The sequence below is a fragment of the Aeromonas sp. QDB03 genome, assembly GCF_027707985.1.
GTDB lineage: Bacteria > Pseudomonadota > Gammaproteobacteria > Enterobacterales > Aeromonadaceae > Aeromonas > Aeromonas hydrophila.
Genome location: NZ_JAPCJG010000001.1, coordinates 13,224 through 38,557, shown reverse-complemented (window position 1 = coordinate 38,557; position 25,334 = coordinate 13,224). Strand labels below are relative to the sequence as shown.

Sequence of the window (25,334 nt, the reverse complement as noted above, 5' to 3'; positions counted from 1 at the left end):
GCCAATCGATGCAATCAGGGCTCAGCACGGCGGTGACGGTGCTGGGCCTCGATGGCCGTGCAAGCAGGGGGTGTAGGCCTGCGGCAAGCCGGCCATCCCCCCGACAAGGACGACAAGATGTTACGGATACTGGGCAAAGCCTCCTCCATCAATGTGCGCAAGGTGCTGTGGACCTGCGCCGAGCTGGATCTCCCGTTCGAGCTGGAGGAGTGGGGTGCCGGCTTCAAGCCGACGGACACCCCGGCGTTTCTTGCGCTCAACCCCAATGCCATGGTGCCGGTCATTCAGGATGACGACTTCACCCTGTGGGAGTCGAACACCATCATCCGCTATCTGGCGGCGCGCTACGGCGACAACGCGCTCTATCCCGTCGAGGCGAGAGCAAGGGCCCGGGTCGATCAATGGATTGACTGGCAGGCATCGGACTTGAACAGCGCCTGGCGCTACGCCTTCCTGTCGCTGGTGCGGCGCTCCCCCCAGCATCAAGACCATCAGGCCCTTCACGCAACTTGCCTGCAGTGGTCTCACTGCATGGGGATCCTGGAGAGACAGCTTCAAGCAGCGGGGGGATATGTGGCCGGCCCCCACTTCTCGCTGGCTGACATTCCCATCGGGCTGTCGGTCAACCGCTGGCTGGAGACGCCCTATGATCGTCCGCTGCTGCCGGCCGTGAACGACTACTACCAGCGCCTGGGCGAGCGGCCCGGCTTTCGGCGCCATGGATGCAACGGAACGCCCTGAGGCGAACGGGAAGGGAGGGTGTTGGCAGAGTGAACACGGCAGGCCGGGCCGGGATGACCGGGCCCGACCTGCCGTATGTCAGGGCTGGGCGTCCGGCTGCTGCTCTGGCGCGGCCTTGATAAACGCCTGCAGCTGCTCGCAGTTGGCGACGATGCGATTGATGGTGGGGTAGTCTTCCAGCGACATGTCGTAGCGGCGAGCGTTGTAGACCTGGGGCACCAGCATGCAGTCCGCCAGGGTCACCTCGTTGCCGACGCAATAGATGCCGGCGGTGGTCATCAGCAGTTGCTCCAGCGCGGCGAAGGTCTCGTCAATCCAGTGGCGATACCACTCGTCGCGGTGTGCCTTGCCCTGCCCCAGCGACTGCTCCAGATAGTTGAGCACCCGCAGGTTGTTGAGGGGGTGGATGTCGCAGGCGATCATGTTGACGATCTGGCGTACCCGGGCCCGCTCCTGCGGGGCCGATGGCATCAGCGGGTGGGCGGGATAGGTTTCGTCGAGGTACTCCATGATGGCCACCGACTGACCCACCTGCACCTCGCCATCCACCAGAAACGGCACCAGCCCCTGGGGGTTGAGCCGACGGTAGGCCTTCTCGCGCTGCTCGCCCTGCCGCAGATTGACCGGATGCTGCTCATAATCGAGCCCCTTGAGCTGCATCACGATCCGTACCCGATAACTTGCCGATGAACGCCAATATCCAAACAACTGCAACATAATCTGTCCCTGTGTTGGCAGGTGCAAGGGCACCTGCCGCTCACCAGCCGGCCTCGTATCCATGCTGGCCCCTCACTTCGTCTGACTGGCCCCCGCCGGCGTGACCCGCTGCAAAATGGTGCCAAACAGACTCATCCCGTTGCGATCCTGCATCGCGATGGACACTGTATCACCAAAGCGCAGAAAGGGTGTAGTGGCTTGACCTGACTCGATAATTTCCAGCATTCGCAGCTCGGCGAGGCAGGATGAGCCGCGGCTTCTGTCGTAGTTGGAGACGGTACCCGAACCGATGATGCAGCCCGCCCCGAGCGGCCGGGTCTTGGCGGCGTGGGCGATCAGCTCATAAAAGTTGAAGGTCATGTCCACCCCGGCATCGGGGGCCCCGAACAGGGCGCCGTTGAGGTGGGTTTCGAGGGGCAGATGCACTTTGCCGTCGCGCCAGTCATCCCCCAGCTCGTCCGGGGTGATGGCCAGCGGCGAGAAGCTGCTGGAGGGCTTGGACTGGAAGAAGCCAAAGCCCTTGGCCAGCTCCCCCGGGATGAGGTTGCGCAGGCTCACGTCGTTGACCAGCATCAGCAGCTTGATGTGGCCAGCGGCCGCCTGCGGGCTGGTGCCCATCGGCACGTCGTCGGTGATGACGGCGATCTCCGACTCGAAATCGATGCCCCACTCCTCCGACCCCATCGGGATGGTGCCACGGGGCGGCAGGAAGCTGTCCGAGCCCCCCTGATAGATCAGGGGATCGTGCCAGAAGCTCTCTGGCATCTCGGCGCCGCGGGCCTTGCGCACCAGCTCCACGTGGTTGACATAGGCGCTGCCGTCGGCCCACTGGTAGGCGCGCGGCAGCGGGGAGAGACAGGCCGTCTCGTCGAACGGGAAGGCGTCGGCGCAGGCACCATCGTTGAGCTGCTGATAGACGGCGGTCAGTTTGGGCGCAAGCTCGGCCCACTCGTCGAGGGCCGCCTGCAGGGTGGCGGCCAGCTGCGGCACGCGCACCGCGCGGCTCAGATCGCGACTCACCACCACCAGGGCGCCGTCCCGTTTGCCATTGTTCAGGGTTGCCAGTTTCATAGGGATTCCTCTTATTTGCCGTTCGTGGCTGGCGTGAGTTCCGGGCGCAACCAGCTGGTGACGTAACGCGGGTTCTCCACCCCGTCACACAGGCTGCCGACGTTGAGCGCATCGCGGGTATCGAGCATCACCGCCACCTCGTCGGTGAACTTCTTGGCGTAGGCCTGACCCGCCGCAAACGCCTTGGGATGGGGGCCGTGGGTAAAACCGGCGGGGTGGAAGGTGACCATGCCCCGCTCGATGTTGTCCCGACTGAAGAAATCCCCGGCGTGGTAGAAGAGCACCTCGTCGTAGTCGTCGTTGCTGTGGTAGAAGGGCACCTTGAGGGCGCCGGGATCGCTCTCGATGGGGCGCGGCACGAAGGTGCAGACCACGAACCGGCTCGCCACAAAGGTGGAGTGCGCCGACGGCGGCAGGTGGTAGCGGTGGCTCATCAGCGGGCGGATATCCCGCCAGTTGAGGCGTACCACGCACAAGTCCCCGTGCCACCCTTGCGCATCCAGCGGGTTGAACGGCCAGGTGATGACCGACACCTGGTTGTGACGCTTGACCTGCAGCGACCAGGGATTCTCATCCTGCTGGGCCAGGAAGCGCTCGTTGATGGCCGGCACGTCCAACGCCGCCGGATCGAAGATGGCGTGATTGCCCACCAACCCCTTGTCCGGCAGCTGGTAGCTGTCGTTGGTCGCCTCGATCATCAGGATGAACAGGGGCGCCGTCGGCTCGATGCGCCACATGGTGCCGCGGGGGATCACCAGGTAGTCGCCATCGCGCAAGGTTAGGTGACCGTAATCGCAGTAGAACTCACCGCTTCCCTCGTGGATGAACAGGAGCTCGTCGCCATCGGCGTTGCGCACCAGAAACGGCATGGGCTCATGCAGGCGCCAGATGCGGTAGCGGCAGTGGGGGTTGCTGAGAATATCCGGCATCACCCAGGGGGAGAGGGAGCTCACCTCCTCGCCGAGGGCGTTGAGATCAAACAGGCGTGGGCGCAGCGGCCCCTCCCAGTTGACCCAGTCGGTGGGGGCATGCTTGTGGTGCATGTGAGTGGCCGGCCCGAAAAAGCCGGAGCGGCCCAGTTCGCGCTCATAGATGGCCTGCTCGGGCAGGTCGGCATGAGCCTGGCGGGAGTGTGTCCCCTCCCGGTGGGGAAAGTTAATCCAGTTGCGCATCACCAACCTCCCTTGCTTGACAACCAACCCGCCCGTGGCGGTTCCCGTTACGCATCATTGAGCACCCCGCGGCGGATCTGATCCAGCTCGATGGATTCGAAGAGTGCCTGGAAGTTGCCCTCACCAAAGCCTTCGTTGCCCTTGCGCTGGATGATCTCGAAGAACACCGGGCCAATGACGGTGTCGGTGAAGATCTGCAGCAGGATGCCGTCCTTGGTGGGGGAGCCGTCGATGAGGATGCGCAGCTCTTTGAGCGCCGCCAGATCCTCCTGGTGCCCCTCGACCCGGCTGTCCACCTTCTCGTAGTAGGTGTCCGGGGTCGGCATAAAGCCGGTGCCACGGCCACGCAGGGTACGGATGGTGTGGTAGATGTCGCTCGACGCCATGGCGATGTGCTGGATCCCCTCCCCCTTGTACTGACGCAGGTACTCCTCGATCTGGGACTTGTCGTCGGAGGATTCATTGATGGGAATGCGAATTTTGCCACAGGGGGCCGTCATGGCACGGGAATGGAGCCCGGTCAGCTTGCCCTCGATGTCGAAGTAGCGGATCTCGCGAAAGTTGCCGATCCGCTCGTAGAAATTGGACCAGACATCCATGTTGCCGCGCTGCACGTTGTGGGTCAGGTGGTCAATCTCGTACAGCCCGGCATCCACCTCGGCCATGCGTGCCTGCCAGTCGGGATAGAAGACGAAGTCCACGTCATAGATGGAGCCCTTGTCGCCGTAGCGATCGACAAAGGAGAGGGTGCTCTCGCCGATGCCGTAGATGGCGGGGATGTTGAGCTCCATGGGGCCAATCTTGCCGACGAAAGGCTTGGCACCCTTGCCGATGGCGTACTGCTGGGCCTTGCCTGCATCGCTCACCCGAAACGCCATGCCGCAGACGCTCGGCCCGTGCAGGCTGGCAAACTGCTCGGCCTGGGAGTGGGGCTCAGCATTGACCACGAAGTTGATGTCCCCCTGGCGGTAGAGCCAGCACTGCTTGTGTTTGTGCTGCGCCACCTCGGCAAAGCCCAGTGAGACGAACAGCGCCTTGAGGGCAGCAATCCCTTTGGCATCCGGCGCCGTGTACTCGACGAATTCGAAACCATCGGTGCCGAGCGGATTGATGGTGTGAGTACGGGCAGAAGAAGTGGTCGTCATGATGCGCTCCTTGCGATTGACTGATAACGAAGAGGGTCATACCGGGGGCTGCGGGCAGCCGCACCAGCATTGTTAACAACTTGTTTCATTAGAGGTGGCGGCGCGGCGGAAGAGAAGAGGCGGCGTTCAGATAGTTTGCCGGGGGGGATGGCCAAAAAATGTAAATAGATTGTGACATTCAGGCCGCAGCCTTGTGGCGCGCTCGGTGGCGCCCCGCAAGGCTGTCAGCTTTGCCTTACAGGGACCAGTATCTGGGCTCGATGCGGGGCAATGCCTGCCGCGCCTGTTGCAGCCGCGCCGGGGTGGGATTGATGAGCCAGGCCGCCTGCCCCTCTGCCAGCAGCGGCAAGTCGTGCAGGCTGTCGCTCAGGGCCAGGGTGGCGCCGAGGGCGTGGCTCCCGGGCAGGATCTTGTGGCGGCCGTGGCAGTAAAAACGCGGCATCAGGCCGCCGAGGCGATAGTGCATCCGCGACCCCAGAATGCGATGGGGCAGATGGCCGGGCAGTTGCTGATGCAGCTGGCCCCGCACCAGGGCGCGAGGGCTGGCGGAGAGCACCCAGCAGCGCTGCCCTTCGGCCAGCAGCAGGGCGCGCGCCTCACGAAACAGTCCAGGCCGGGTACGGCAATAGGCCCGCACCAGGCGTCGCCACCCCAGCGGCGACAGCCCGAGGGTGATGGCCCACCAGATCAGTGAAATGCCGCGCCGGCGCTGGCTTGGCAGCAGATAGACCAGCCCGCCCAGCGCCATCACCGGCCACAGCAGCAGCGGCCAGATGCGACGACGCAGGATGAAACGCAGCAGCCCGGCATGGCTGTCATCCGGCGCCAGGGTGTCGTCAAAATCCGCCAGGATCCAGCCGCTGGCGGGCAGATCCGGCACGCCTGGTACTGTTGCCCCCTTCATTCGGCCAGCCCCGCGATGGCGGCGTGCAACTCAGGCAGCACAAACAGCGTGCCTTCGTCCGGCGGGCAGACGAAGTCGAACGCCTCCCCCGCCAGGGTGAACGCGAGGCGCCAGGCGTGCAGATAGCCGCGATCGGCCGCCGTGCCGCCGTAGCGCTCATCGCCGAGGATCGGCGCCCCAACGCTTTTGAGGGCGACCCGGATCTGGTGGGTCTTGCCGGTTCTGGGCTTGATCCGGTAGAGCCGCAAGCCCTCGCGCACCGAGACGGAGTCGAACCAGCTGATGGCCGGGTTGTCCTGGCTGCGCGCCAGCATCCAGCTGCCACCCCGTCCCTTCTGCATGTCCCCCTTCACCCAACCCTGCTTCTTCTTGGGCTTGCGATCGGAGAGGGCCAGATACTGCTTGCTCACTTCCCGCGCGGCAAAGGCCATGCTGAGGGCCCGGTTGGCCTCGGTGGTGCGCGCCAAGAGCACCAGCCCGGAGGTCATCTTGTCGAGCCGATGCACCGGATAGAGCAGCAGACCGGTGTCGGCCTTGACCCGACTGACCAGGCCCGGATGGAGCAGGCCGGCCTCGTCGGTCTCGTCATGCATGCCGAGCCCGGGCCCCTTGTTGATAACCATGAAATCTTTGTGCTGCGCTAGTATCCGGTACATCAATAACCCTTTAGAATGTTTTTAATTACAAGAACATGACCCTGCGGGGTCGCACCCCATGAACACTCAAAACAAGACTCGCACGGATGAAGAGATACCTGCTTTGGCTGCTGCTGATTGGCATCAGTCATGCTGTTCCCCTGCGGGCCAGCGAATCCACCCTTGAAGCGCCGGAGCGGGTCGTACTCCAGCTGCGCTGGCTGCATCAGCCCCAGTTCGTTGGCTATCACATGGCCAAGGCCAAGGGCTTTTATGCCAGTGCCGGGCTGGACGTCGAGATACGGCCCGGCGGCAAGGACATCAGCCCGGTAGAAGAGGTGCTGAGCGGGCGGGCCGACTTCGGGGTCGGCAACACCGAGGTGCTCACCAGCTACGCCAGCGGCCAGCCGCTGTTGGCGCTTGCCAGCGTCTATCAGCACTCCCCGTCCATCTTTCTCGCTCGCCGTGACAGCGGCATTCTCACCGTTGACGACATGCGTGGCAAACGGATCATGATGTTTTCGGCCCATCAGGACGCCGAACTGCTGGCCACTCTCTTCTATCAGGGGCTCAATGAGCACCAGCTCATTCCGCTGCCCACCTCGGTCAACATCGAGGATCTCATCGAGGGCCGGGTCGATATCTTCAACGCCTACCTCAGCAACGAGCCCTTCTATCTGGAGGAGCGCGGCATCCCCGTCTCCGTCATCAATCCGCGCAACTACGGCATCGATTTCTACAGCGACATCCTGTTCACCACCCAGGCACAGGAGCGCGCCCATCCGGATCGAGTAGCCCGGTTTCGGGCCGCAAGCCTGGCGGGCTGGCGCTACGCCCTCGCCCACCCGCAGGAGGCCATCGCCCTGCTGCGCAAGGAGTATGGCGTCAACCGCAGTCAGGCCCACATGGAGTACGAGCTGCAGGTGAGCAAGGAGATGATCCAGCCGCTCTATGTGGAGATCGGGTATATGAATTCCGATCGCATGGCCCACATCATGCAACAGCTGGTCGAGATCGGGCTGGTGTCCAAACCGGTCTCCTTGCACGAGTTTCTCTATCAGGCCCCTTCCGAGCAGTGGATCTTCTGGCGTCCCTGGTTCCTGCTGAGCCTGGCGGCCTGCGTGCTGATCCTGCTGCTGGCCCTCTATCTATTGATGTGCAATCAGCGGCTCAATCGCGAAATCGCCCTGCGCCGCCAGCGGGAGGAGGAGATCTGGCAGCTCGCCCGCCGCGACCCCCTCACCGGCCTGCCCAACCGGCTGAGCCTGATGGAGCGGCTCGATGCCCAAATCAAGGGCCCGGCCCCCGGCTGCCTGCTGTTTTGCGATCTCGACGACTTCAAGCAGGTCAACGACAACTTCGGCCACAGCCACGGCGATGCCCTCCTCTGCCAGCTGGCTGAGCGGATCAGCCGCAGCCTCGGGCCACAGCACTTCTTCGCCAGGCTGGCCGGCGACGAATTCGTGCTGCTGTTGCCGGGCCATGATCAGGCGCAGGCCGACGCCATCGCCGAGCAGATCAGGGTCACCATGCAGTCGCCATTCGAGGTGGAAGGAGTTCCGCTGGCGGTCGGCATCAGCGTCGGCATCAGCCAGTACCAGCCGGGCTGGCGCCCCGAGCAGTGGCTGATCCAGGCCGATCGCGCCATGTACCAGGACAAGGGGGCTCCGCTGGCAGCGCCCCCAGGCTGACCCCAAGCCCCATACAACAACAAGGCCACCCGCGGGTGGCCTTGTTGTTGTATGGATGGCAGCGGCGACTAGCCGAAGGTCTGCCCCAGGGACTTGAGCTGTCTGGCCTTGGTCAGCAGGATCTCGCTCGACTCGTCCACATCGTGCATCTTGCTGCTGTTGGCATGGGAGTGCTGAGAGATGAGGTTGACGTTCTGGCTGATGTTCTCCACCACCGCCTGCTGCTCCTCCGCCGCCGCCGAGATCTGGGCCGAGAAGTCCATCACCAGCTCGATCTCCGTCAATACCTGATGCAGGCTGTCTGACCCCATCCGGGTCATCGCTACGCAGGCCTGAGTCTGTTGCAGGTTGTTCTGCATCATCCCCTTCCAGCCGTTCAGGGTGCGCTGGATCTGGCCGATGCTGCTCTGGATCTGTTCGGTCGCCTTGTGGGTGCGGGTAGACAGGGTGCGTACCTCGTCCGCCACCACCGCAAAGCCGCGCCCCTGTTCGCCGGCCCGGGCCGCCTCGATGGCGGCGTTGAGTGCCAGCAGGTTGGTCTGATCGGCAATGCCCTGAATTTCCCCCATCAACACCCCGATTCGATCCGACTCGCTGGCCAGCGCCACCGCCGAGGCAAAGGCGTGCTCCGCCTCCTTCGCCAGATCGGTGATCTTGTGCTCGGTCTCGATCAACTGCTGATCCGTGTGCTGGCAGTGGGCCTTGGCCTCGGCAATCTGGCTGTTGGTATCCTGGATGTTGCGGGCGATCTCCTGGGCCGTGCTCGCCATCTCGGTGATGGCGGCCGCCATCTGCTGGGTCTGGGCATCCTGCTCGGCGATGTCCGAGCTCGCCTCGCTGGAGGCGCTCTTCAGGTGCACCGCCAGATCCTGCAGGGCGTGAGTGGCATCATCCACCCGGCCGAGCACGGTGCGGATGCGGGCCTGCAGCAGCTTGATGTGAAAGTCGGCAATGGCACTTGGCTCCTGGCCAGAGTAGATGAGCCGGGTCAGGCTGTCGTACTCGCCGGCCAGTTGCTGCAGGTAACGGGGAGTGGTGATGAGCTCGTGGCGATAGAGCAGCCCCAGCAAGATCAGCGGCAGCGCCATGTAAAGCGCGGCCCAGCCACCCAGTTGCACGGTGCCGAGCCAGCCCAGCGCCAGCAACCCGGCCACCGCGACCCCGTGGCGCAGCCGCGCCAGCGAAATCCTGGGCTTGCCACCGCCCTGCTCCGCCGCCCGCAGCCGCGCATAGGTGCGGGCTGCGATCTGCTTCATCTGCGGATCGGCACGGCAGCGCACCGACTGATAGCCGCTGATCTTGCCCTGCTCGAAGATGGGGGTGACGTAGGCATCCACCCAGTAATAACGACCATCCTGGCAACGGTTCTTCACCATGCCGCGCCATGGCTGGCCCTGCTTGAGTTTGCCCCACAAGTCGGCAAATGCCGCCTTGGGCATGTCGGGATGGCGCACCATGTTGTGGTGCTGCCCCACCAGCTCGGCCTGGCTGTAACCGGCGACCCGGCAGAAGTTGTCATTGGCGTAGGTGATCACGCCCCGCAGATCCGTGGTGGACACCAGCTGTTCATCAGCTGCGAAATCCACTTCCTGATCAACAAGATGGCCTTTTTGTTCGCGCATGTAGCCCCCACTCTTACGTTGTTGCTCAGTAGAGTGTTGGGAAGCAATCAGCACCTGTAAAGGTCAATGCAAAAAGATTCTGACGGGGCGAAAACGGATCGGGTCGGCAGGAAATAATCATTGATTTAAATCAATATTTCCTGCCGACCCGCGATATTTATTACAGTGAAAGATGGCTGGCAATGGTCTTGAACAGCACCGGATAGTCATCCTCGAAATGGTGTGAACCGGGCAGGGTCACCGTGGTCACGTTGGGCTGCTGCAGACGGGGACAGAGCCGCACCGGTGAATCGTCATCCGCCCCCTGCACGCAGAGCATCGGCAGGGTGTGGATGGCGTTGACCTCGGGCTGGGTGGGATAGCTGCCCGCCTTGTCGTGGGTCACCATGTCGCTGACGTGGATCTCGAAGTCGGAGGCGGTCGAGGGTGAGAGCATCACGGCCCCGATCAGGCTCTTGCGATAAGGCTCGGGCAACCGGTTGATGACGAAGGGCACGATTTCGGCACCAAAGGAGAAGCCCACCAACAGCCAGCGCTGACGCCCCCAGCGGGACTGGTAATCATCCAGGATCCGCACCAGATCGGCGGTGACCTGCTGTGGATCCTTCTTCTTCCAGTAGTAGGTGAGCGAGCTCCAGCCCACCACCGGCATGCCGTGCTGCTGCAGCTGGGCGCTGAGCCCCTTGTCCAGCGCGGCCCAGCCGCCATCACCGCTCATGAACACCACCATGGGGGCACTTGAGGCTTGCGCCACCGGCAGCTCCACCAGCCCCAACTCCTCTTTCACCGGCGCGGCAGAGAGCGAAAAGGCGCAGCACGCCAGCAGCAATAACAGGATTTTCATGGCCGACTCCTATTTTTTGATGAGCCCGAACGGGCCTCGACTGATCAGAGATATCAGGTTGGTCAGCACCCTCGGCAGCACCAGCTTGCTGGTACAGAGCAGGTAGCGCGGCTCCCAGTCCGGCGAGAACTTCTCCTTGTAGCGTCTGAGCCCCTGGAAATTGTAGAAACGGCTGCCCCGGGTGAAGATGGTGTTGCCAAGCCGGGTCCAGTAGCCGCTCAGGGGGTGATCGTTGAAACCGGACATGGGCGCCATGCCGAGGTTGAAGCTGGCGTAGCCCTCGGCCTTGCCCCACAGCAGCAGCTCGACGAACAGGAAGTCCATGATGGGCGCCGTGCCCGTGTCCAGGCTGTAGCGCATCAGATCGATGGAGAGGCTCTCCTTGTTATGGCTGACCCAGAGGTTGGCAAAACCGACGATCTGCCCCTCGTGACGCACCAGCGCAGCCGGGCTCAGGCTGAGGTAGGCGGGCTCAAAGCTGCCCACCGAGAAGCCCTTCTCCTTGCCCTGTTTGCTCTGCAGCCAGGTGTCCGACACCTCTTTGAGGCGCGGCAACAGTGCAGGCACGCATTCAGGCGCCACCACCTCGAACGACAACCCCTCCCGCTTGCCCTTGGCATGGCTCTGGCGCAGGTTGCGCAGCCGGCTGCCGGCCAGCTCGAAGGCTGCCAGATCGACAATGGCCTCCTCCCCCAACTTGAACGGGATCAGGCCCAGCTCCAGATAGAGCGGCAGATAGCGGGCCGACACCTGGTAGAACACCGGGCTGGCATCGTGCTGATCGCACAGCTCACGAAACTGCCAGAGCAGCTCCTCGATAAGCTCAGGCTGACCGATGGGATCCCCCATCACGATCCAGCCATTGCCCTCAACGCCGTACATCAAAAACGCCTCGCCGCCGGGATGAAACAGCAGCGACTTGTCGCCAAGCTGGGCCAGGTAGCCATGACCACCTCCCTCCCGCAGCACCAGGGCATGGGCGCGAGCCAGCTCCTCTGTTTCCGGCTTGCGCCCGGAGACCCGCAGCGGTGCCAGCAGCTGGGCTACCCCGACCACGGCCAGCACGGCCACCACGCTGCCCATGGCCCGCAGCCCGCGGGAGGCGGCGCCATGGGGCGAGAAGTGGAACCAGAGGGCGTGGTCATACTCCACCTGGCGGTAGGAGAAGAGCAGCAGCCAGAGCGCCCCCAGCAGCACGGCCCCCACCGAGATGAGCCAGCCCGGGGTGAACTGGGCGTGCAGCAGGGAGCCCTTGCGATAGAACAGTGAGCGGCAGGGAGTGATGATGAGCAGGAACAGCCCGAGCAGCAGGGCCGACTCCCAGTCGAACCCCTTGAGCAGGGAGAAGATCATCCCCAGCCCCAGCAGCAGCTGGGTGATGCGAAACGCCGCATCGTGGCGCCGGTAGAGGCTGCGGGCCAGCAGGATCAGCAGCACGCCGCTGACGCTGCCAAGCACATGGGAGAGCTCCAGCAGGTGCAACGGCAATACCTGCAGGAACATCTCGATGCGCCCGCGCATGGTGGGGATCATCCCCGAGCAAAGCAGCAGGCTGCCCGCCGCGAACGCCCCCAGACTGATCAGCGCCGGCAGGAACTCGCGTACCGCGGTCATGATGCCCTGCAACCGGCTCCAGCGCGCCTTCTGCTGCAGCAGCTCCTGGCTGGTGAACAGCAGCAGGGCGCACAGGAAAGGCAGCACATAGTAGATGCAGCGATAGAGCAGCAGGGAGGCCAAGAGCTTGTCCACCGGCAGGTATTTGGCCAGCAGCAGGCTCATGCTCGCCTCGAACACCCCGATCCCGCCGGGCACATGGGCCAGCACCCCGAGGAAGCTGGCCAGCACGAAGGCACTGAGCAGCACCGGATAGGAGACGCTGTCCGCCGGCAACAGCACATAGAGCACGGCGGCAGCAGCCATCCAGTCCAGCAGCGCCACCAGCAGTTGCAGCAGCCGGGTTCTGAATACCGGCAACACCAGCTCGTGGCCGCGCCAGACCAGCGCGGGCTTTGGCCAGAACAGGTAGCCAAGCACCGCCAAGAGTGCCAGAGCGCCCGCCACGTTGAGCAGCTGATCGGCCCACAGCGGCCAGTCCGGCAGCAAGGTGGTGGCCTGCCCCACCAGCAGGGCCGTGCCCCCCCATGCCAGCAGGCCGAGGAAGAAGGTCACCGAGCAGAAGACGATGATCCTGGCCACCTCCCCGGTGCCGAGCCCCAGCGACGAGTAGATGCGATAGCGCACCGACGAGCCGGTCAGCAGGGCGAAACCCAGGGTGTTGGAGAAGGTGTAGGCGATGAACGAGGTGACCCCCACCTGCTGCCAGGGCAGCCGCTTGCCGAGGGCGTGCACCGCCAGCATGTCGTAGCAGCAGAGGCAGGCATAGCTGAGCAGGGTCAGCAACAGGGCCCCACCCAGCAGCGGCAGCGGCAAAGACCAGATGGCCAGCCGAATGTCGTGCCAGTGCCAGAGGTGAGTCAGACGATAGAGCACGGCCAGCGCCGCCCCCAACAACAACAAGCTACATAACGGGCCTAACCAGATAAACAGATGACGCCGCATTGCCGATCCCTACCGACGCGAGGCCATGGCCATGCGCGTCACGTTGCTGAACATGGCCACCCGCAGCGAGAAACGCAGACTGCACTCCTTCGCGCCTTGGCCTTCAAATAGATGTTTTATGGGCCGTGGGCGGCGAACGGTCGGCACTGATGACATGGCCAATTTGGCCCTGGCTGCCCGGAAAATGCCCCCGCCCAGCATGGCATCCCACTTTATATCGACTTTTTTGCAAAAGACGAGCCTTGCCCCCGAAATAAAATTACTCAGCTGCCGGCAGATTAATTCGCCGCTTACCCTGGCGGTCAGCTCCGCCACATCCCGCTGGCGCGCAGCACAATTAATGAGCAGTGACATCATACACCAGATAACGGGGTTTACCCGACCCATCTGGTCAGGCTGGCAAGCCGCTCACGGGTCATCATCAGGCTACGCCCAAATAAAAAGGGGAGCCAGGCTCCCCTTTATCTCAATATGGCGTTACTGCACGCTGCGACACTGGCTGAAGATATCCAGCTGCTGGTCATATACCGCCGTATTCACATCCCAGATCCCCAGCATGGACGAGAACAGGTTGTCGTGGGAATAACGGGTATTGGCTGCCTTCTGCTGCAGACAATCGAGATTCATTCCCTTCTCTTTGGAGAAACCGGGCGACATCCACACCTGCATGGGCACCCGGGTCTGATCATCCGGCGCAAACTTGTAAGGGGTACCGTGCAGATAGAGCCCCAATGCCCCCAGTGACTCGCCATGGTCGGAAATATAGATCAGCGCCGTGTTGTATTTGTCTTCATATTTTTTCAGCCGTTCGATCATGCTGGCAATCACAAAATCGGTGTAGCGAATAGTGTTGTCGTAGGTATTCTCCAACTCCTGATCGGTGCAGTTTTCGATATCGCTGCGCTGGCAATCCGGCAGGAAATGGCGATGCGACCCCGGATAACGCTTGTAATAGGTCGGGCCATGGCTGCCGATGAGGTGGAAGCCCACCAGCTTGTCCCCCTTCATGCCGGCCAGCTCGTCGTCCAGCCCCTCCAGCACCACCTCGTCATAGCAGGTGTTCTTGTCGCAGAACTTGGGGTGATCCTTGGGCTTGACCACCATGTTCGGTACCCGATCGCACACGCCCTTGCAGCCGCCGTCATTCTCCTTCCAGAAGATGGAGATACCGCTCTTTTGCAGCACATCCAGCAGCCCTTCGCTGTTGCGGGCCTGGTTGCCGTCGAACTGGTTGCGCCCCATGTTGGAGAACATGCAGGGTACCGAGACCGCCGTTGCCGTACCGCAGGAGCGCACGTCGTTGAAGGAGATGATCCCCGCCTGCTTGCTGGTGAAGGGGTTGGTCTCCTTGTGATAGCCGTTCATGGAGAAGTTCTTGCCGCGCGCCGTCTCCCCCACCACCAGGAACATCATGGTCGGCTTCTCCTTGCCGGCCACCCGCTTGGCGTCATCGCCCATGCGCTGGAACGGTACCGGCTCCGCCAGATAGCGTTTGTAGAGATACTTGGTGGTGCTGTACATGTAGTTGGCCGGCGTGATCTCACGGTTCAGGGTCTGGTTGTTGCGCCCGACCGAGGCATAGTCCTGATAGTAGACTGCGGCGATGAGCCCCAATACCGCCAGCGAGGCCAGCATGGAGAGCCCGCGCTGCAACAGGCCCTGATACCATTTGGCCGGATACTCTATCTTGACGAAAAACAGCAGTACTGCCGGCAGCACTCCGGCCAGCAATACCCAGACCACGATGGGTACGCTCAGGTAGGAGTAAGCCTCGCTCTGGTTGGTCTCAAAGATGTTCTGGATCATGTCGCCATCAAACAGCACCTTGTATTTCATCATGGTGTAGCTGGCAATGGCACCGGTGATAAACAGAAAAGCAAAGAAAGGCTTGATGAAATAACGCACAGAAAATGGCATGAATACAAAGTTCAATGCCGCTACCAATACGATGGGAATGGAGATGGCAAACCCGATTTTAAAATGCTCAAGCTGCGTCAATATCTCATAAAAATGCAGCAGGACTGGCCAGTTGAGCAAGAAGGCAAAGATAAATGCCAACAACAAAATAAATGGAACAATTCTTATTCTAAGAAAAGAAGGCATGCATATCTCCCTGTTACGCTTCTTTATTACACGTCGAAATAGCCGAACCAGAGTCGACACGCCGATATTTGGCGCCGGATAGTAACAGCGTGCTGAAAACACCAAATATACTATTTTCAAATATCTTCAATAATGTGATGTATATCAACAATCATCAGCAAACTGACAGCCTAGCCGACGATACTTAAGGAAAAATTAAGATACCCGTGTTATGCAGTCGCTCAAAAAACAGCCATTAATATACGACTCACCTCCCCGCCTGGCGCTCGCACCACTCTTTTTCAAGACGGCCGCTCGTCCTTAAGTTTTGCTTAAGACTGCTCGGCGAGGCTGTTCCCTGACGAGTCCTCGTCACACGACAGATGCGAGAGAGGGTTAACATGCACAACAGCAACAGCGCAGCAATCAGCAAGGTGCCAGAGATCACCCTGGCGTTCTGGGTCATCAAGATTCTGGCGACCACCCTGGGGGAGACGGGGGGTGACGCCGTCTCCATGTCGATGGAACTCGGTTATCTGGTGAGCACGGCCATCTTTGCCGTGATCTTTTTCGTGTCGGTCAGCGCGCAGATCGCGGCAACCTCCTATAACCCCCTCCTTTACTGGACCACCATCATCGCCACCACCACGGTCGGCACCACCCTGGCAGACTTTGCCGATCGCTCGCTCGGGCTGGGCTATGCCGGTGGTTCCACCCTGCTGCTGGCCTTGCTGATGGGCTCCTTCCTGCTCTGGTATCGGCTGCAGGGCAGCATCTCCACCGGCAGCATTACCACCCCGCGCACCGAGCTGTTCTACTGGGTCACCATCATGTTCTCCCAGACGCTGGGCACCGCACTGGGTGACTGGACCGCAGACGAGGCCGGCTTTGGTTATGCAGGCAGCGCCGTGCTGTTCGGCGGCATGCTGGCCGCCATCGTCGCTACCTACTACCTGACCCGGGTGTCGCGGACCCTGCTGTTCTGGGCCGCCTTCATTCTGACCAGGCCGCTGGGAGCCGTGGTGGGGGATTTTCTGGACAAGCCGCTCAGCAAGGGCGGGCTGGAGCTGAGTCGTTACTCCGCCTCCTTCACCCTGCTGGCCGCCATCGCAGCGCTGGTGCTGATCTCGACCCTGCGCAACCGGCAACCGGTTCGGGCTGAGCTCGATATTGAACAGTAATCACGTAGCCAGCCAGCCCGGCCGCCTCTGGGTCGCCGGGCTGACTATGCTCTGTGGGAATTGATGCAAGGCAAGGCTCCCCCCGATGACGACAGGCAACAGACAAGACCCGGCCCCCCCCTCCCGCCAGATCCCGCGCGGGGTCTGGGTGCTGGGCTTCGTCAGCCTGCTGATGGACATCTCGTCCGAGATGATCCACAGCCTGCTGCCCCTGTTCATGGTGACGGTGCTCGGCAGCAGCGCCCTCACCATCGGGCTCATCGAAGGGATGGCGGAGGCCACGGCACTGATGGTCAAGGTCTTCTCCGGCACCTTGAGCGACTATCTGGGGAGACGAAAGGGGCTGGCTTTGCTGGGTTACGGGCTGGGAGCCCTGACCAAGCCGCTGTTCGCCATCGCCACTGGCAGCGGGTTGATACTGACCGCCCGCCTGCTGGACAGAATTGGCAAAGGCATTCGGGGCGCCCCCCGCGATGCCCTGGTGGCCGACCTCACCCCCCTTGAGCTGCGCGGCGCCGCCTTTGGCCTGCGCCAGTCCCTCGACACGGTCGGTGCCCTGCTGGGGCCACTGCTGGCCGTCGGATTGATGCTGCTCTGGCACGATGATTTTCGCGCCATCTTCTGGCTGGCGGTCATTCCCGGGCTGGCCTCGGTCACCCTGCTCGCCATCGGCCTGCGTGAACCCAAAGAGAGCGATGGGCGCGAGCGCCGCAACCCCCTGCGACGCGACAACCTGCGCCGGCTGGGTAAACCCTATCGCTGGGCGCTGCTGATCGGCGCCCTGTTTACCCTGGCCCGCTTCAGCGAAGCCTTTCTGGTGCTGCGTGCCCAGCAAAGCGGCATGGCGCTGGCACTGGTACCGCTGGTCATGGTGGCGATGAATCTGATCTATGCCCTCAGCGCCTACCCGTTCGGCCGCCTCTCGGATCGCATGAGTCACCGCACCCTGCTGATCTGGGGGTTGCTGGTGCTGATTGCCGCCGATCTGGTGCTGGCGGCCAGCACCCACTGGAGCGTGCTGCTGGCAGGGATGATGCTGTGGGGCATTCACATGGGAATGACCCAGGGGCTGCTGGCTGCCATGGTGGCCGCCACGGCCCCGGCGGATCTGCGCGGCAGCGCGTTTGGCTTCTTCAACCTCGTCTGCGGCCTCGCCATGTTGCTGGCCAGCCTGCTGGCCGGCCTGCTATGGGACAATCTGGGCCCCGCCTTCACCTTCTACGCCGGCGCCGCCTGCTGCCTGCTCACCCTGCTGGTACTCAGCAAATACCAGCCGCCGCCATCCACCACGACGCCATGACCCGAAAACACCGGCGGCCGGATAGCAAAAAGCCCCCGGCAACCAAGTTGGTTGCCGGGGGCTTTTCTGAAGATGGCGGAGGAGGTGGGATTTGAACCCACGGATGGTCGCCCATCGCCGGTTTTCAAGACCGGTGCATTCAGCCGCTCTGCCACCCCTCCGAACGGCGTGCATACTACGTCAGCCCCTTGTTCATATGCAATACATATTTGATTTGGGATAGTAGGGGGCAACAGGCTGGGGTGGGGCTTGAAATCAGCGCTCGTCATCCCGACATTCAGTGCATACAATGCGTTAACGAGGCGGATTGCCGCCTCACCCCGGAAATCAAGAGGACACCCAAGATGGATACCCGTTCTATCTATACCGGCACCCAGAGTGCCGCGCGCGATACCAACAAGGTACTGCGCAACACCTATATGCTGCTCTCCCTCACTCTTGGCTTCTCTGCCGTGGTGGCCGGGGTAGCCACCGTGATGAACATGCCGCCCCTGCACTGGGCCATCTTCCTCATCGGCGTCTACGGTCTGATGTTCCTGACCGAGAAGAATCGCGAAAACGGCATGGGGCTGGTGTTCACCTTCGCCCTGACCGGTCTGCTGGGCTACAGCCTGGGCCCCATCATCAACATGTACATGAACAACGGCGGCGGCGAGATCGTGATGACCGCCCTTGGCGGCACCGCGCTCACCTTCTTCGGTTTGTCGGCCTATGCCCTGACCACCAAGCGTGACCTCTCCTTCATCGGCGGCATGCTGTTCGTCGGTTTCTGGGTCCTGCTGGTGGCCATGATCGCCAACATCTTCCTGCAGATGAGCGCCCTGAGCCTGGCCCTGTCCGCCATGTTCATGCTGTTCTCCTCCGGCGCCATCCTGCTGACCACCCAGCAGATCGTGCGCGGCGGCGAGACCAACTATATCTCCGCCACCGTCACCCTGTACGTCTCCATCTACAACATCTTCCTGAGCCTGCTGAGTCTGCTTGGCGGCAACCGCAACTAATCAAACACCCCGCTTCGGCGGGGTTTTTATTGGCGCCTGTTTCTGTCAGGATAAGTTGTAAATCAAGGATATGAAGCGAAGTGGCCCTGATCCAAATCAGGGCCGTTTCGTTGTTGACCGGTTATGCTCTGGTTTTCGTTTCGCTCAAGGGTTGCGTTCTCCCATGCCCACGGATTTCTCTGGCCTGTTGCGCCGTTTGCTGACTGACAGTCATATCTATTTCGCCCTCAAGGTACTGCTGGCCATCATGGGGCTGCTTGCCTTCACTCTGGCGACCGGCGACATCCAGCTCACCGTGCTGCTCTCCCTTGGAGTGGTGGCCGGTGCCATCGCCGAGACCGACGACAGTCTGTGGGGCCGGGTCAAGAACCTCGCCATGACCCTGCTCTGCTTCCTGTTTGCCTCCCTGTGCGTGCAGTACCTCTTCCCCACACCTTGGCTGTTTGCCCTGGGACTGGCAGGTTCCACCTTTATCTTCGTGATGGTGGGGGCGCTCGGTCAGCGCTACGCCACCATCAGCTTCGGCTCCCTGCTCATCGCCATCTACACCATGCTGGGGGCCGCCAAGGCACCGGATCTCTTCTATCAGCCGCTGGCCCTCGGCGCCGGGGCACTCTGGTATGGCCTGGTGTCGCTGATCTGGCTCTGGCTGCTGCCCTACAAGACCCTGCACGAGCAGCTGGCCCAGAGCTACTTTGCCCTCTCCCGCTATCTGCTGGAAAAATCCCGCTTCTTCCCGGCCGACGAGCACGGCGCCCAGGCCATTCGTCACAACCTGGCCCAGCTCAACATCAACCTGGTCAACGCCCTGACGCTCACCAAGTCGGCACTCAACGCCCGCCTCAGCACCCGTCACCGGGCCTCCCCCGAGCTGGCCAGCCTGCTGCGCCTCTACCTGCTGGCTCTGGAGATCCACGAGCGGGCCACTTCCAGCCACTACCCCTACAGCAAGCTGGAGGCCGAGCTTAAACAGGGCATCGTGCTTGACGGCTTTCAGGAGGTGTTCCTGCAGCTCTCCGAGGCGTGTCAGCGGCTCGGCTACGCCATCCTGGTGCACAAGCCCTATGCCCACAACAAGCGCATCCACTGGACGCTGGAGGCCCTCGGCGATCAGCTGGAGTTCACCCACCTCAAGCAGCACTACCCGAAAACCCTGCTGACGCCGATGAAGTTCCTGCGCCGCAATCTGGCCAGCATCAACCAGCTGCTGCAAAGCGCCGAGGAGCTGCAAAATCCCGAGCAGGCGCCGCAGAACCTGCCCCCCCTGGCCCGCCCTGCCCGCCTGCCGTTGCTGACCCAGCTCAAACAGCATCTCACCCCCAACTCCATGGTGTTTCGCCATGCCCTGCGGCTGTCGCTCGGGCTGGTGGTGGGCTATGGCATCCTGCAGGCGTTCCACCTGGACAAGGGCTACTGGATCCTGCTGACCGTGCTGTTCGTCTGTCAGCCGAGCTACAGCGCCACCCGCCGCCGGCTGGTGCAGCGCATGCTCGGCACCTTCGCCGGCCTGCTGGTGGGGATCCCGGTGCTCTGGCTCTTCCCCGAATTGCACGTGCAGCTGGTGGTGATGGGGCTGGCCGCCTTCCTCTTTTTCACCCAGGTGCGCAGCAACTACAGCGCCGCGGTCTGCTTCATCACCCTCTACGTGTTGATGGCATTCAACCTGCTGGACGGTATCGGTTTCGCCATCCTGGGGCCGCGCATGCTCGATACCTTCCTCGGCTGCCTGCTCTCCTACGCCCTGGTGGCTTGGCTGTGGCCGGACTGGCAGTACAAGCGGCTGCCAACCCTGATCGCCAACTCGCTTTCGGCCAACGCCCGCTATCTCTCGGCGGTGCTCGCCAGCCTGCAGCAGCAGCGGGATGAGTCCATCGACTACCGAGTAGCGCGCAAGAGCGCCCATCTGGCGGACAGCGAGCTGGCCATGGCCTGGCAGAGCATGCTGGTGGAGCCGCAAAAGCGCCGTCGTTTTCTCGACCTCTGCTTCACCCTCACCTGGCGCAACCACGCCCTGCTCTCCTACATCTCGGCGCTGGGCGCCCATCGCGACAAGCTGGAGGCCATCGGCGAGCTGGACGAGATCAGCCGTCATCTGAGCCACACTCTGGAGCGGGCTGCCGGCCATCTGGCGGGAGAGATGCCGGAGCAGATCGAGGGGCAGTGCCCGGTCATCACCCCCGACAGCAGCGAGGAGCAGCTGATGCTGACCCAGCAGCTCAACCTCATCAGCCAGCTGGCCGATGAGTTGCTCACCCTGGCCAACGAGAGCCGGTTGCTCACCCGGGAACAAGGCGCTACCATGCCCGCCCAATCCTGACAGGCCACAAGGAGCCCACCATGTCCGAGCATCACCAGCTGGAATTCAACGGCCAACTCATCGACACCGATGCCAAGGGTTATCTGCTCAACAGCAACGACTGGAGCGAAGCGCTGGCACTGGTACTGGCCGAGCAGGAAGGCATCGTGCTGGAGGAGCCACACTGGGAAGTGGTGCGCTTTGTGCGCGCCTTCTATCTGGAGTTCAATACCTCTCCCGCCATCCGCGCCCTGGTCAAGGCGATGGAGAAGCAGTACGGCCCCGAAAAGGGCAACAGCCGCTACCTCTACAAGCTGTTCCCGGAAGGCCCCGCAAAGCAGGCCACCAAGATTGGCGGCCTGCCCAAACCGGTGAAATGCATCTAAAAAAATACCGCGCCCATCCAAGATGCAGCGCGGTATTTTTTTATCTTGTCGACCCTCTTAGGGGTTGTAAGCCACAACGGAACCACTCAAGCCGGTCATCTGGCCGATGCGGCTCTGCATGCCCTGCAGCTTGGCCTTGGAGACATCCGGCCCGATGAAGACCCGGTTGAGCTGACCCTGGACAGGCGTACGCGGCGAGGTGTGCGCCGAGTAGCCCGCAGCCCGCAGCTTGCCCACCAGCGCATTGACGCTGTCGACGTTCTTGAAGGCGCCGAGCTGCAGGATCCAGCTGCCCTGGGCCGGTGCAGCAGCGGCAGGAGCCGGGGCTGTTGTCGCGGTCGGTTGTCCCATCTTGCTGGCGATGAGATCGTCCATCGACTTGATCTGGCCCGCCTGTGGCTTGTTCTCAACCGGTTTTTGCACCTCGACCGGCTTGGGTGGCACCACCTTGGGTTTGGGCTGCTCCACCGGTTTCTTGGCGATCACCTCAGGCTTGGGCTGGGGCTTGACCACAGGCGGAGTGACGGGCTGGGTCACCGGCTTGGCGGCCGGTTGTTGCACCGGCGGCTGGCCCTGCTTGGCCCCCAGGGTTACCGGCTCAGATACCTCTTCCACCTGCCACTGCTCGGCAGCAGAGGCCTGCTGCTGGCTGGCCAGGTGCTCCGCTGGCAGGGTACTGGCGGCCGATACCTGTAAGGCGGGCTTGGCGGGCTCCAGCTCAGGGCGCAGCGGGATCTTGGCAAACGCCTCTTCCTTCTGCTCCAGCTTGTGGCCGTCCATCAAATCCGGCAGAAAAATGACAACCAGGGCCACCAGGATGACGGTGCCCACCAGACGGTTTTGAAACTTAGAGGCCAAGTTGAATCCTACCTTTACGTAACTCAATATGCGATTCGGCTCCCCGCCAGAGGGCCGGGGAGACGGGGTGTGGCCTATACGGCGGCACCCGCCAGAATGTCGGCAACAGTGTAAAACGAACCAAACACAATGACCATATCATCAGGACTCGATGCGGCCAACGCCGCAGCATAAGCCTGCCCCACGCTGTCAAAGGTGGTCGCCGGCCCCCGCTTGCTGCCAAGGGCGGTCGCCAGCTGGGCCGCGCTCGCCGCCCGCGGGCCGGTCAGGCTGGCCAGATACCATTCGCCGATGAGACCATCGAGCTCGGCGAGCGATCCCGCCATGTCCTTGTCCTTGAGCATGCCCACCACGGCGCGGCGCACGCCGGTGCAGGGCATTTTGCGCAGCTGGGCTGCCAGATAGGCGGCCGAATGGGGATTGTGGGCCACATCGACGATGACCAGCGGCGCGCTTTGCAGTTGCTGCATCCTCCCAGCCAACCGGGCATTGGCCAGCCCTTGCCGAATAGCCTCTTCCGGCAGCGGCAGGCCGAGGGACTCCAGCGCCGCCAGCACGGTGACCGCGTTCATCAGCGGCAGGGCCGGCTTGGGCAGGTCGCGCCACTGATGAAGACCGTGATAATCCCAACCGGTGGCGTGCTCATCGCCACGAAAATCAATGCCGACCTGACGCAGGCAGGCACCGAGGCGGGCAGCCTCGCTGGCGATGGTGACGGGCGGATTGGGCTCACCGCTGATGGCGGGTTTGCCGGCGCGATACACCCCCGCCTTCTCCACTGCCACCGCCTCGCGGGTATCCCCGAGCCAGTCGCAGTGATCGAGCGCAATGGAGGTGATCATGGCGACATCGGATTTCACCACATTGGTGGCATCGAGCCGACCACCCAGCCCCACTTCCAGCAGCAGCACATCCGGCGCGGCGCGCCGGAACAGCCACAAGCCCGCCAGGGTGGCGAACTCGAAGAAGGTAAGGGCAATCTCGCCGCGGGCCGCTTCCACCTCGGCAAAGGCGGTACAGTGATCGCTGTCGGCCAGTTCGGCCCCGTTGATCCGCACCCGCTCGGTGAAGCGCAGCAGATGGGGAGAGGAGTAGACGCCGACCTGGTAGCCTGCTTCCATCAGTATGCTGGCCGCCATGGCGCAGCTGGAGCCCTTGCCGTTAGTGCCCGCCACAGTGATCACCTTGAACGGCAGTTGGGTTAAGCCCATGCGGCGGGCCACGGCGCCGACCCGATCCAGCCCCATATCGATGTTGACCGGGTGGATCTGCTCCAAATAAGAAAGCCAGTCGACCAGCGACCGGCTTTGGGATTGTTGCATGTTGGAACTCATCTTCACTCTTCGATGACGTGAGTATTCAGCATTTTGGCGAGCAGGCTGGCCAGACGGTTGCGCATCTCGCGGCGATCGATGATGAGGTCGATGGCGCCCTTCTCCAGCAGGAACTCGGAGCGCTGGAAACCTTCCGGCAGCTTCTCGCGCACGGTCTGCTCGATGACGCGCGGGCCGGCAAAGCCGATCAGTGCCTTGGGCTCGCCCACGTTGATGTCACCCAGCATGGCCAGACTGGCGGAAACGCCACCCATGGTGGGGTCGGTCAGCACGGAGATATAGGGCAGGCCGGCCTTGGAGAGTCGGTCCAGCGCCGCACTGGTCTTGGCCATCTGCATCAGGGAGAACAACGCCTCCTGCATGCGGGCACCACCCGAGGTGGAGAAACAGACCAGACCGCGACCTTCCTTGATGCTCTCCTCGACGGCACGCACGAAGCGGGCACCCACCACGGAGGACATGGAGCCACCGATGAAGGAGAACTCGAATGAACAGGCGACGACCGGCACCCCCTTGAGGGTCCCCTTCATCACCACCAGCGCATCTTTTTCTCCCGTCTCTTTCTGGGCGGCAGACAAACGATCCTTGTAGCGCTTGGAATCCTTGAATTTCAAGACATCCTGCGGCTCCAGCTCGGCACCGATCTCGGTGCGGCCCTGCTCGTCGAGAAAACTCTCGAGACGGGCACGGGCGCTGATGCGCATATGATGATCACACTTGGGGCACACTTCGAGATTGCGCTCCAACTCTGCCCGGTAGAGCACCTGTTCACAAGCACTGCACTTGGTCCACACCCCTTCCGGAATGTTGTGACGACGAGGTGTAGTGATCTTGCTCTTGGGAAGGATCTTCTCAAGCCAGCTCATGGAATTCCTTAATGCTTTTGTGCCTGACAAAACGCATCGAGCCTAGATTGTTCAATGACTTAATAGCTCGATGGCAATAAATGACGGATCATTAAACCACAAATTTTCGGGGCCAGTTACTAAAAACTGGTCGTACCCGGTGCCGAGTCCGGCAGCCACAACGGCCCCAGCGGCATCCGCGGCAACCCCAGCTCCGCCGGGTAATCCACGTCCACCAGATAGAGTCCCCCCGCCTTGGCGGTCGGGCCCGCCAGGTTGCGATCCCGGGCTGCCAGCACCTCGGCAATCCACTCCACCGACTGGAGCCCCTGCCCCACCAGCAGCAAGGAGCCGGTGATGTTGCGCACCATGTGGTGCAGGAAGGCGTTGGCCTTGATGTCGAGCACGATGTAGGGGCCGGAGCGGCTGACACAGAGGTGAGTCACATTGCGCCACGGGGTGTTGGACTGGCAGGCGACGGCCCGGAAGGTACTGAAGTCGTGCTCCCCGAGCAGGCTCTGGCCCGCCTGGTGCATCAGCGTCGCGTCGATGGTTTCGTGGTAGTGACTGACGCCGCTGCCGAGGATGGCCGGCCGGTAGTTGTGGTTGTAGATGACGTAGCGGTAGCGACGGGCGGTGGCGCTGAAGCGGGCATGAAACCCCTCGTCCACCTGCTTGACCCAGCGCACGGCGATGTCCGGCGGCAGGTTGGAGTTGAGGCCCAGGGTCCAGGCCCCTTCGGCGCGGTTCGCATCGGTATCGAAGTGGATCACCTGGCCGGTGGCGTGGACACCGGCATCGGTGCGCCCTGCGCACTGGATGGAGACGGGGTGATTGGCGATCCGGCTTAGGGCCTTTTCCAGCTCCTCCTGTACGCTGATCACTTCGCGCTGACGCTGCCAGCCGAAATACCGGCTGCCGTCGTATTCAATACCTAGGGCAATTCGCAT

At 62.5% G+C, this 25,334-nt stretch carries 22 protein-coding genes and 1 tRNA gene; 7 read left to right on the top strand and 16 right to left on the bottom strand.

What is annotated here, in order from left to right; genetic code table 11:
* Positions 1-117: 117 nt before the first annotated feature.
* Entirely contained in the window at positions 118-741 is a 624-nt protein-coding gene (locus tag PG900_RS00170) for a glutathione S-transferase family protein (RefSeq protein WP_264098546.1), read from the top strand.
* A 78-nt stretch (positions 742-819) separates the two neighbouring features.
* Here PG900_RS00170 and maiA read toward each other — a convergent pair whose 3' ends face one another.
* From maiA to PG900_RS00140, 6 genes are all read right to left on the bottom strand, one after another.
* A complete protein-coding gene (maiA, locus tag PG900_RS00165; RefSeq protein ID WP_043119137.1) occupies positions 820-1,458 on the bottom strand; it encodes a maleylacetoacetate isomerase in 639 nt (212 codons plus the stop codon).
* A gap of 72 nt (positions 1,459-1,530) precedes the next feature.
* Entirely contained in the window at positions 1,531-2,529 is a 999-nt protein-coding gene (locus PG900_RS00160; protein ID WP_029302746.1) for a fumarylacetoacetate hydrolase family protein, read from the bottom strand.
* Positions 2,530-2,540: 11 nt separating this feature from the next.
* A complete protein-coding gene (locus PG900_RS00155) occupies positions 2,541-3,701 on the bottom strand; it encodes a homogentisate 1,2-dioxygenase (RefSeq protein ID WP_011706477.1) in 1,161 nt (386 codons plus the stop codon).
* Positions 3,702-3,748: 47 nt separating this feature from the next.
* Complete coding sequence (gene hppD / locus PG900_RS00150; protein WP_017408053.1) at positions 3,749-4,846, bottom strand: 4-hydroxyphenylpyruvate dioxygenase; 1,098 nt, start codon at positions 4,844-4,846, stop codon at positions 3,749-3,751.
* 235 nt (positions 4,847-5,081) lie between these two features.
* Positions 5,082-5,750, bottom strand: a complete 669-nt coding sequence (locus tag PG900_RS00145) for an HAD family hydrolase (protein WP_270830650.1) — start codon at positions 5,748-5,750, stop codon at positions 5,082-5,084.
* Positions 5,747-6,406 carry a TIGR01621 family pseudouridine synthase gene (locus PG900_RS00140; RefSeq protein WP_042066717.1) on the bottom strand — a complete coding sequence of 220 codons (660 nt, stop codon included), beginning with the start codon at positions 6,404-6,406 and terminating at the stop codon, positions 5,747-5,749. Before PG900_RS00140 ends, PG900_RS00145 begins: the two co-directional genes overlap by 4 nt.
* Before the next feature lie 86 nt (positions 6,407-6,492).
* Between PG900_RS00140 and PG900_RS00135 the strand changes: the two genes are divergently transcribed.
* Positions 6,493-8,076 (top strand): GGDEF domain-containing protein, encoded by a 1,584-nt coding sequence (locus PG900_RS00135; RefSeq protein ID WP_270830649.1) that lies wholly within the window; start codon positions 6,493-6,495, stop codon positions 8,074-8,076.
* 68 nt (positions 8,077-8,144) lie between these two features.
* Here PG900_RS00135 and PG900_RS00130 read toward each other — a convergent pair whose 3' ends face one another.
* The 5 genes from PG900_RS00130 to PG900_RS00110 form a co-directional block, all read right to left on the bottom strand.
* Positions 8,145-9,698 (bottom strand): methyl-accepting chemotaxis protein, encoded by a 1,554-nt coding sequence (locus tag PG900_RS00130; protein ID WP_270830648.1) that lies wholly within the window; start codon positions 9,696-9,698, stop codon positions 8,145-8,147.
* Positions 9,699-9,858: 160 nt separating this feature from the next.
* Positions 9,859-10,542, bottom strand: coding sequence for an AcvB/VirJ family lysyl-phosphatidylglycerol hydrolase (locus PG900_RS00125; RefSeq protein WP_270830647.1), 684 nt, complete (start codon positions 10,540-10,542; stop codon positions 9,859-9,861).
* A 9-nt stretch (positions 10,543-10,551) separates the two neighbouring features.
* Positions 10,552-13,101 (bottom strand): bifunctional lysylphosphatidylglycerol flippase/synthetase MprF, encoded by a 2,550-nt coding sequence (gene mprF, locus PG900_RS00120; RefSeq protein ID WP_270830646.1) that lies wholly within the window; start codon positions 13,099-13,101, stop codon positions 10,552-10,554.
* 9 nt (positions 13,102-13,110) lie between these two features.
* Complete coding sequence (locus tag PG900_RS00115; protein ID WP_270830645.1) at positions 13,111-13,455, bottom strand: hypothetical protein; 345 nt, start codon at positions 13,453-13,455, stop codon at positions 13,111-13,113.
* Positions 13,456-13,578: 123 nt separating this feature from the next.
* Positions 13,579-15,204, bottom strand: coding sequence for an MCR-3-related phosphoethanolamine--lipid A transferase (locus PG900_RS00110; RefSeq protein WP_223951351.1), 1,626 nt, complete (start codon positions 15,202-15,204; stop codon positions 13,579-13,581).
* A gap of 380 nt (positions 15,205-15,584) precedes the next feature.
* On the opposite strand from PG900_RS00110, the gene PG900_RS00105 reads away from it, so the two are divergent.
* Positions 15,585-16,364: a COG4705 family protein gene (locus PG900_RS00105; RefSeq protein ID WP_011706486.1), complete on the top strand. Its 780-nt coding sequence runs from the start codon at positions 15,585-15,587 to the stop codon at positions 16,362-16,364.
* A gap of 85 nt (positions 16,365-16,449) precedes the next feature.
* A complete protein-coding gene (locus PG900_RS00100; RefSeq protein WP_270830644.1) occupies positions 16,450-17,664 on the top strand; it encodes an MFS transporter in 1,215 nt (404 codons plus the stop codon).
* Positions 17,665-17,737: 73 nt separating this feature from the next.
* Here PG900_RS00100 and PG900_RS00095 read toward each other — a convergent pair.
* A tRNA-Ser gene (locus PG900_RS00095) sits at positions 17,738-17,825 on the bottom strand.
* Positions 17,826-18,008: 183 nt separating this feature from the next.
* Between PG900_RS00095 and PG900_RS00090 the strand changes: the two genes are divergently transcribed.
* From PG900_RS00090 to PG900_RS00080, 3 genes are all read left to right on the top strand, one after another.
* Positions 18,009-18,665: a Bax inhibitor-1/YccA family protein gene (locus PG900_RS00090; protein WP_016351136.1), complete on the top strand. Its 657-nt coding sequence runs from the start codon at positions 18,009-18,011 to the stop codon at positions 18,663-18,665.
* A 163-nt stretch (positions 18,666-18,828) separates the two neighbouring features.
* Positions 18,829-20,982 carry a YccS family putative transporter gene (yccS, locus tag PG900_RS00085; protein ID WP_194758722.1) on the top strand — a complete coding sequence of 718 codons (2,154 nt, stop codon included), beginning with the start codon at positions 18,829-18,831 and terminating at the stop codon, positions 20,980-20,982.
* 20 nt (positions 20,983-21,002) lie between these two features.
* Entirely contained in the window at positions 21,003-21,347 is a 345-nt protein-coding gene (locus tag PG900_RS00080) for a TusE/DsrC/DsvC family sulfur relay protein (RefSeq protein WP_017407983.1), read from the top strand.
* Positions 21,348-21,404: 57 nt separating this feature from the next.
* Here PG900_RS00080 and dedD read toward each other — a convergent pair whose 3' ends face one another.
* The 4 genes from dedD to truA all read right to left on the bottom strand — a co-directional run bounded on the left by dedD (position 21,405) and on the right by truA (position 25,334).
* The gene (gene dedD, locus PG900_RS00075; RefSeq protein ID WP_076361032.1) at positions 21,405-22,205 is read right to left on the bottom strand and encodes a cell division protein DedD; all 801 of its coding nucleotides are present in this window, start codon (positions 22,203-22,205) and stop codon (positions 21,405-21,407) included.
* A 74-nt stretch (positions 22,206-22,279) separates the two neighbouring features.
* Positions 22,280-23,539, bottom strand: a complete 1,260-nt coding sequence (folC, locus tag PG900_RS00070) for a bifunctional tetrahydrofolate synthase/dihydrofolate synthase (RefSeq protein WP_270830643.1) — start codon at positions 23,537-23,539, stop codon at positions 22,280-22,282.
* A 2-nt stretch (positions 23,540-23,541) separates the two neighbouring features.
* On the bottom strand, positions 23,542-24,405 hold the full coding sequence (gene accD / locus PG900_RS00065; protein ID WP_011706493.1) for an acetyl-CoA carboxylase, carboxyltransferase subunit beta: 864 nt from the start codon (positions 24,403-24,405) through the stop codon (positions 23,542-23,544).
* A 119-nt stretch (positions 24,406-24,524) separates the two neighbouring features.
* Positions 24,525-25,334: a tRNA pseudouridine(38-40) synthase TruA gene (gene truA / locus PG900_RS00060; RefSeq protein ID WP_270830642.1), complete on the bottom strand. Its 810-nt coding sequence runs from the start codon at positions 25,332-25,334 to the stop codon at positions 24,525-24,527.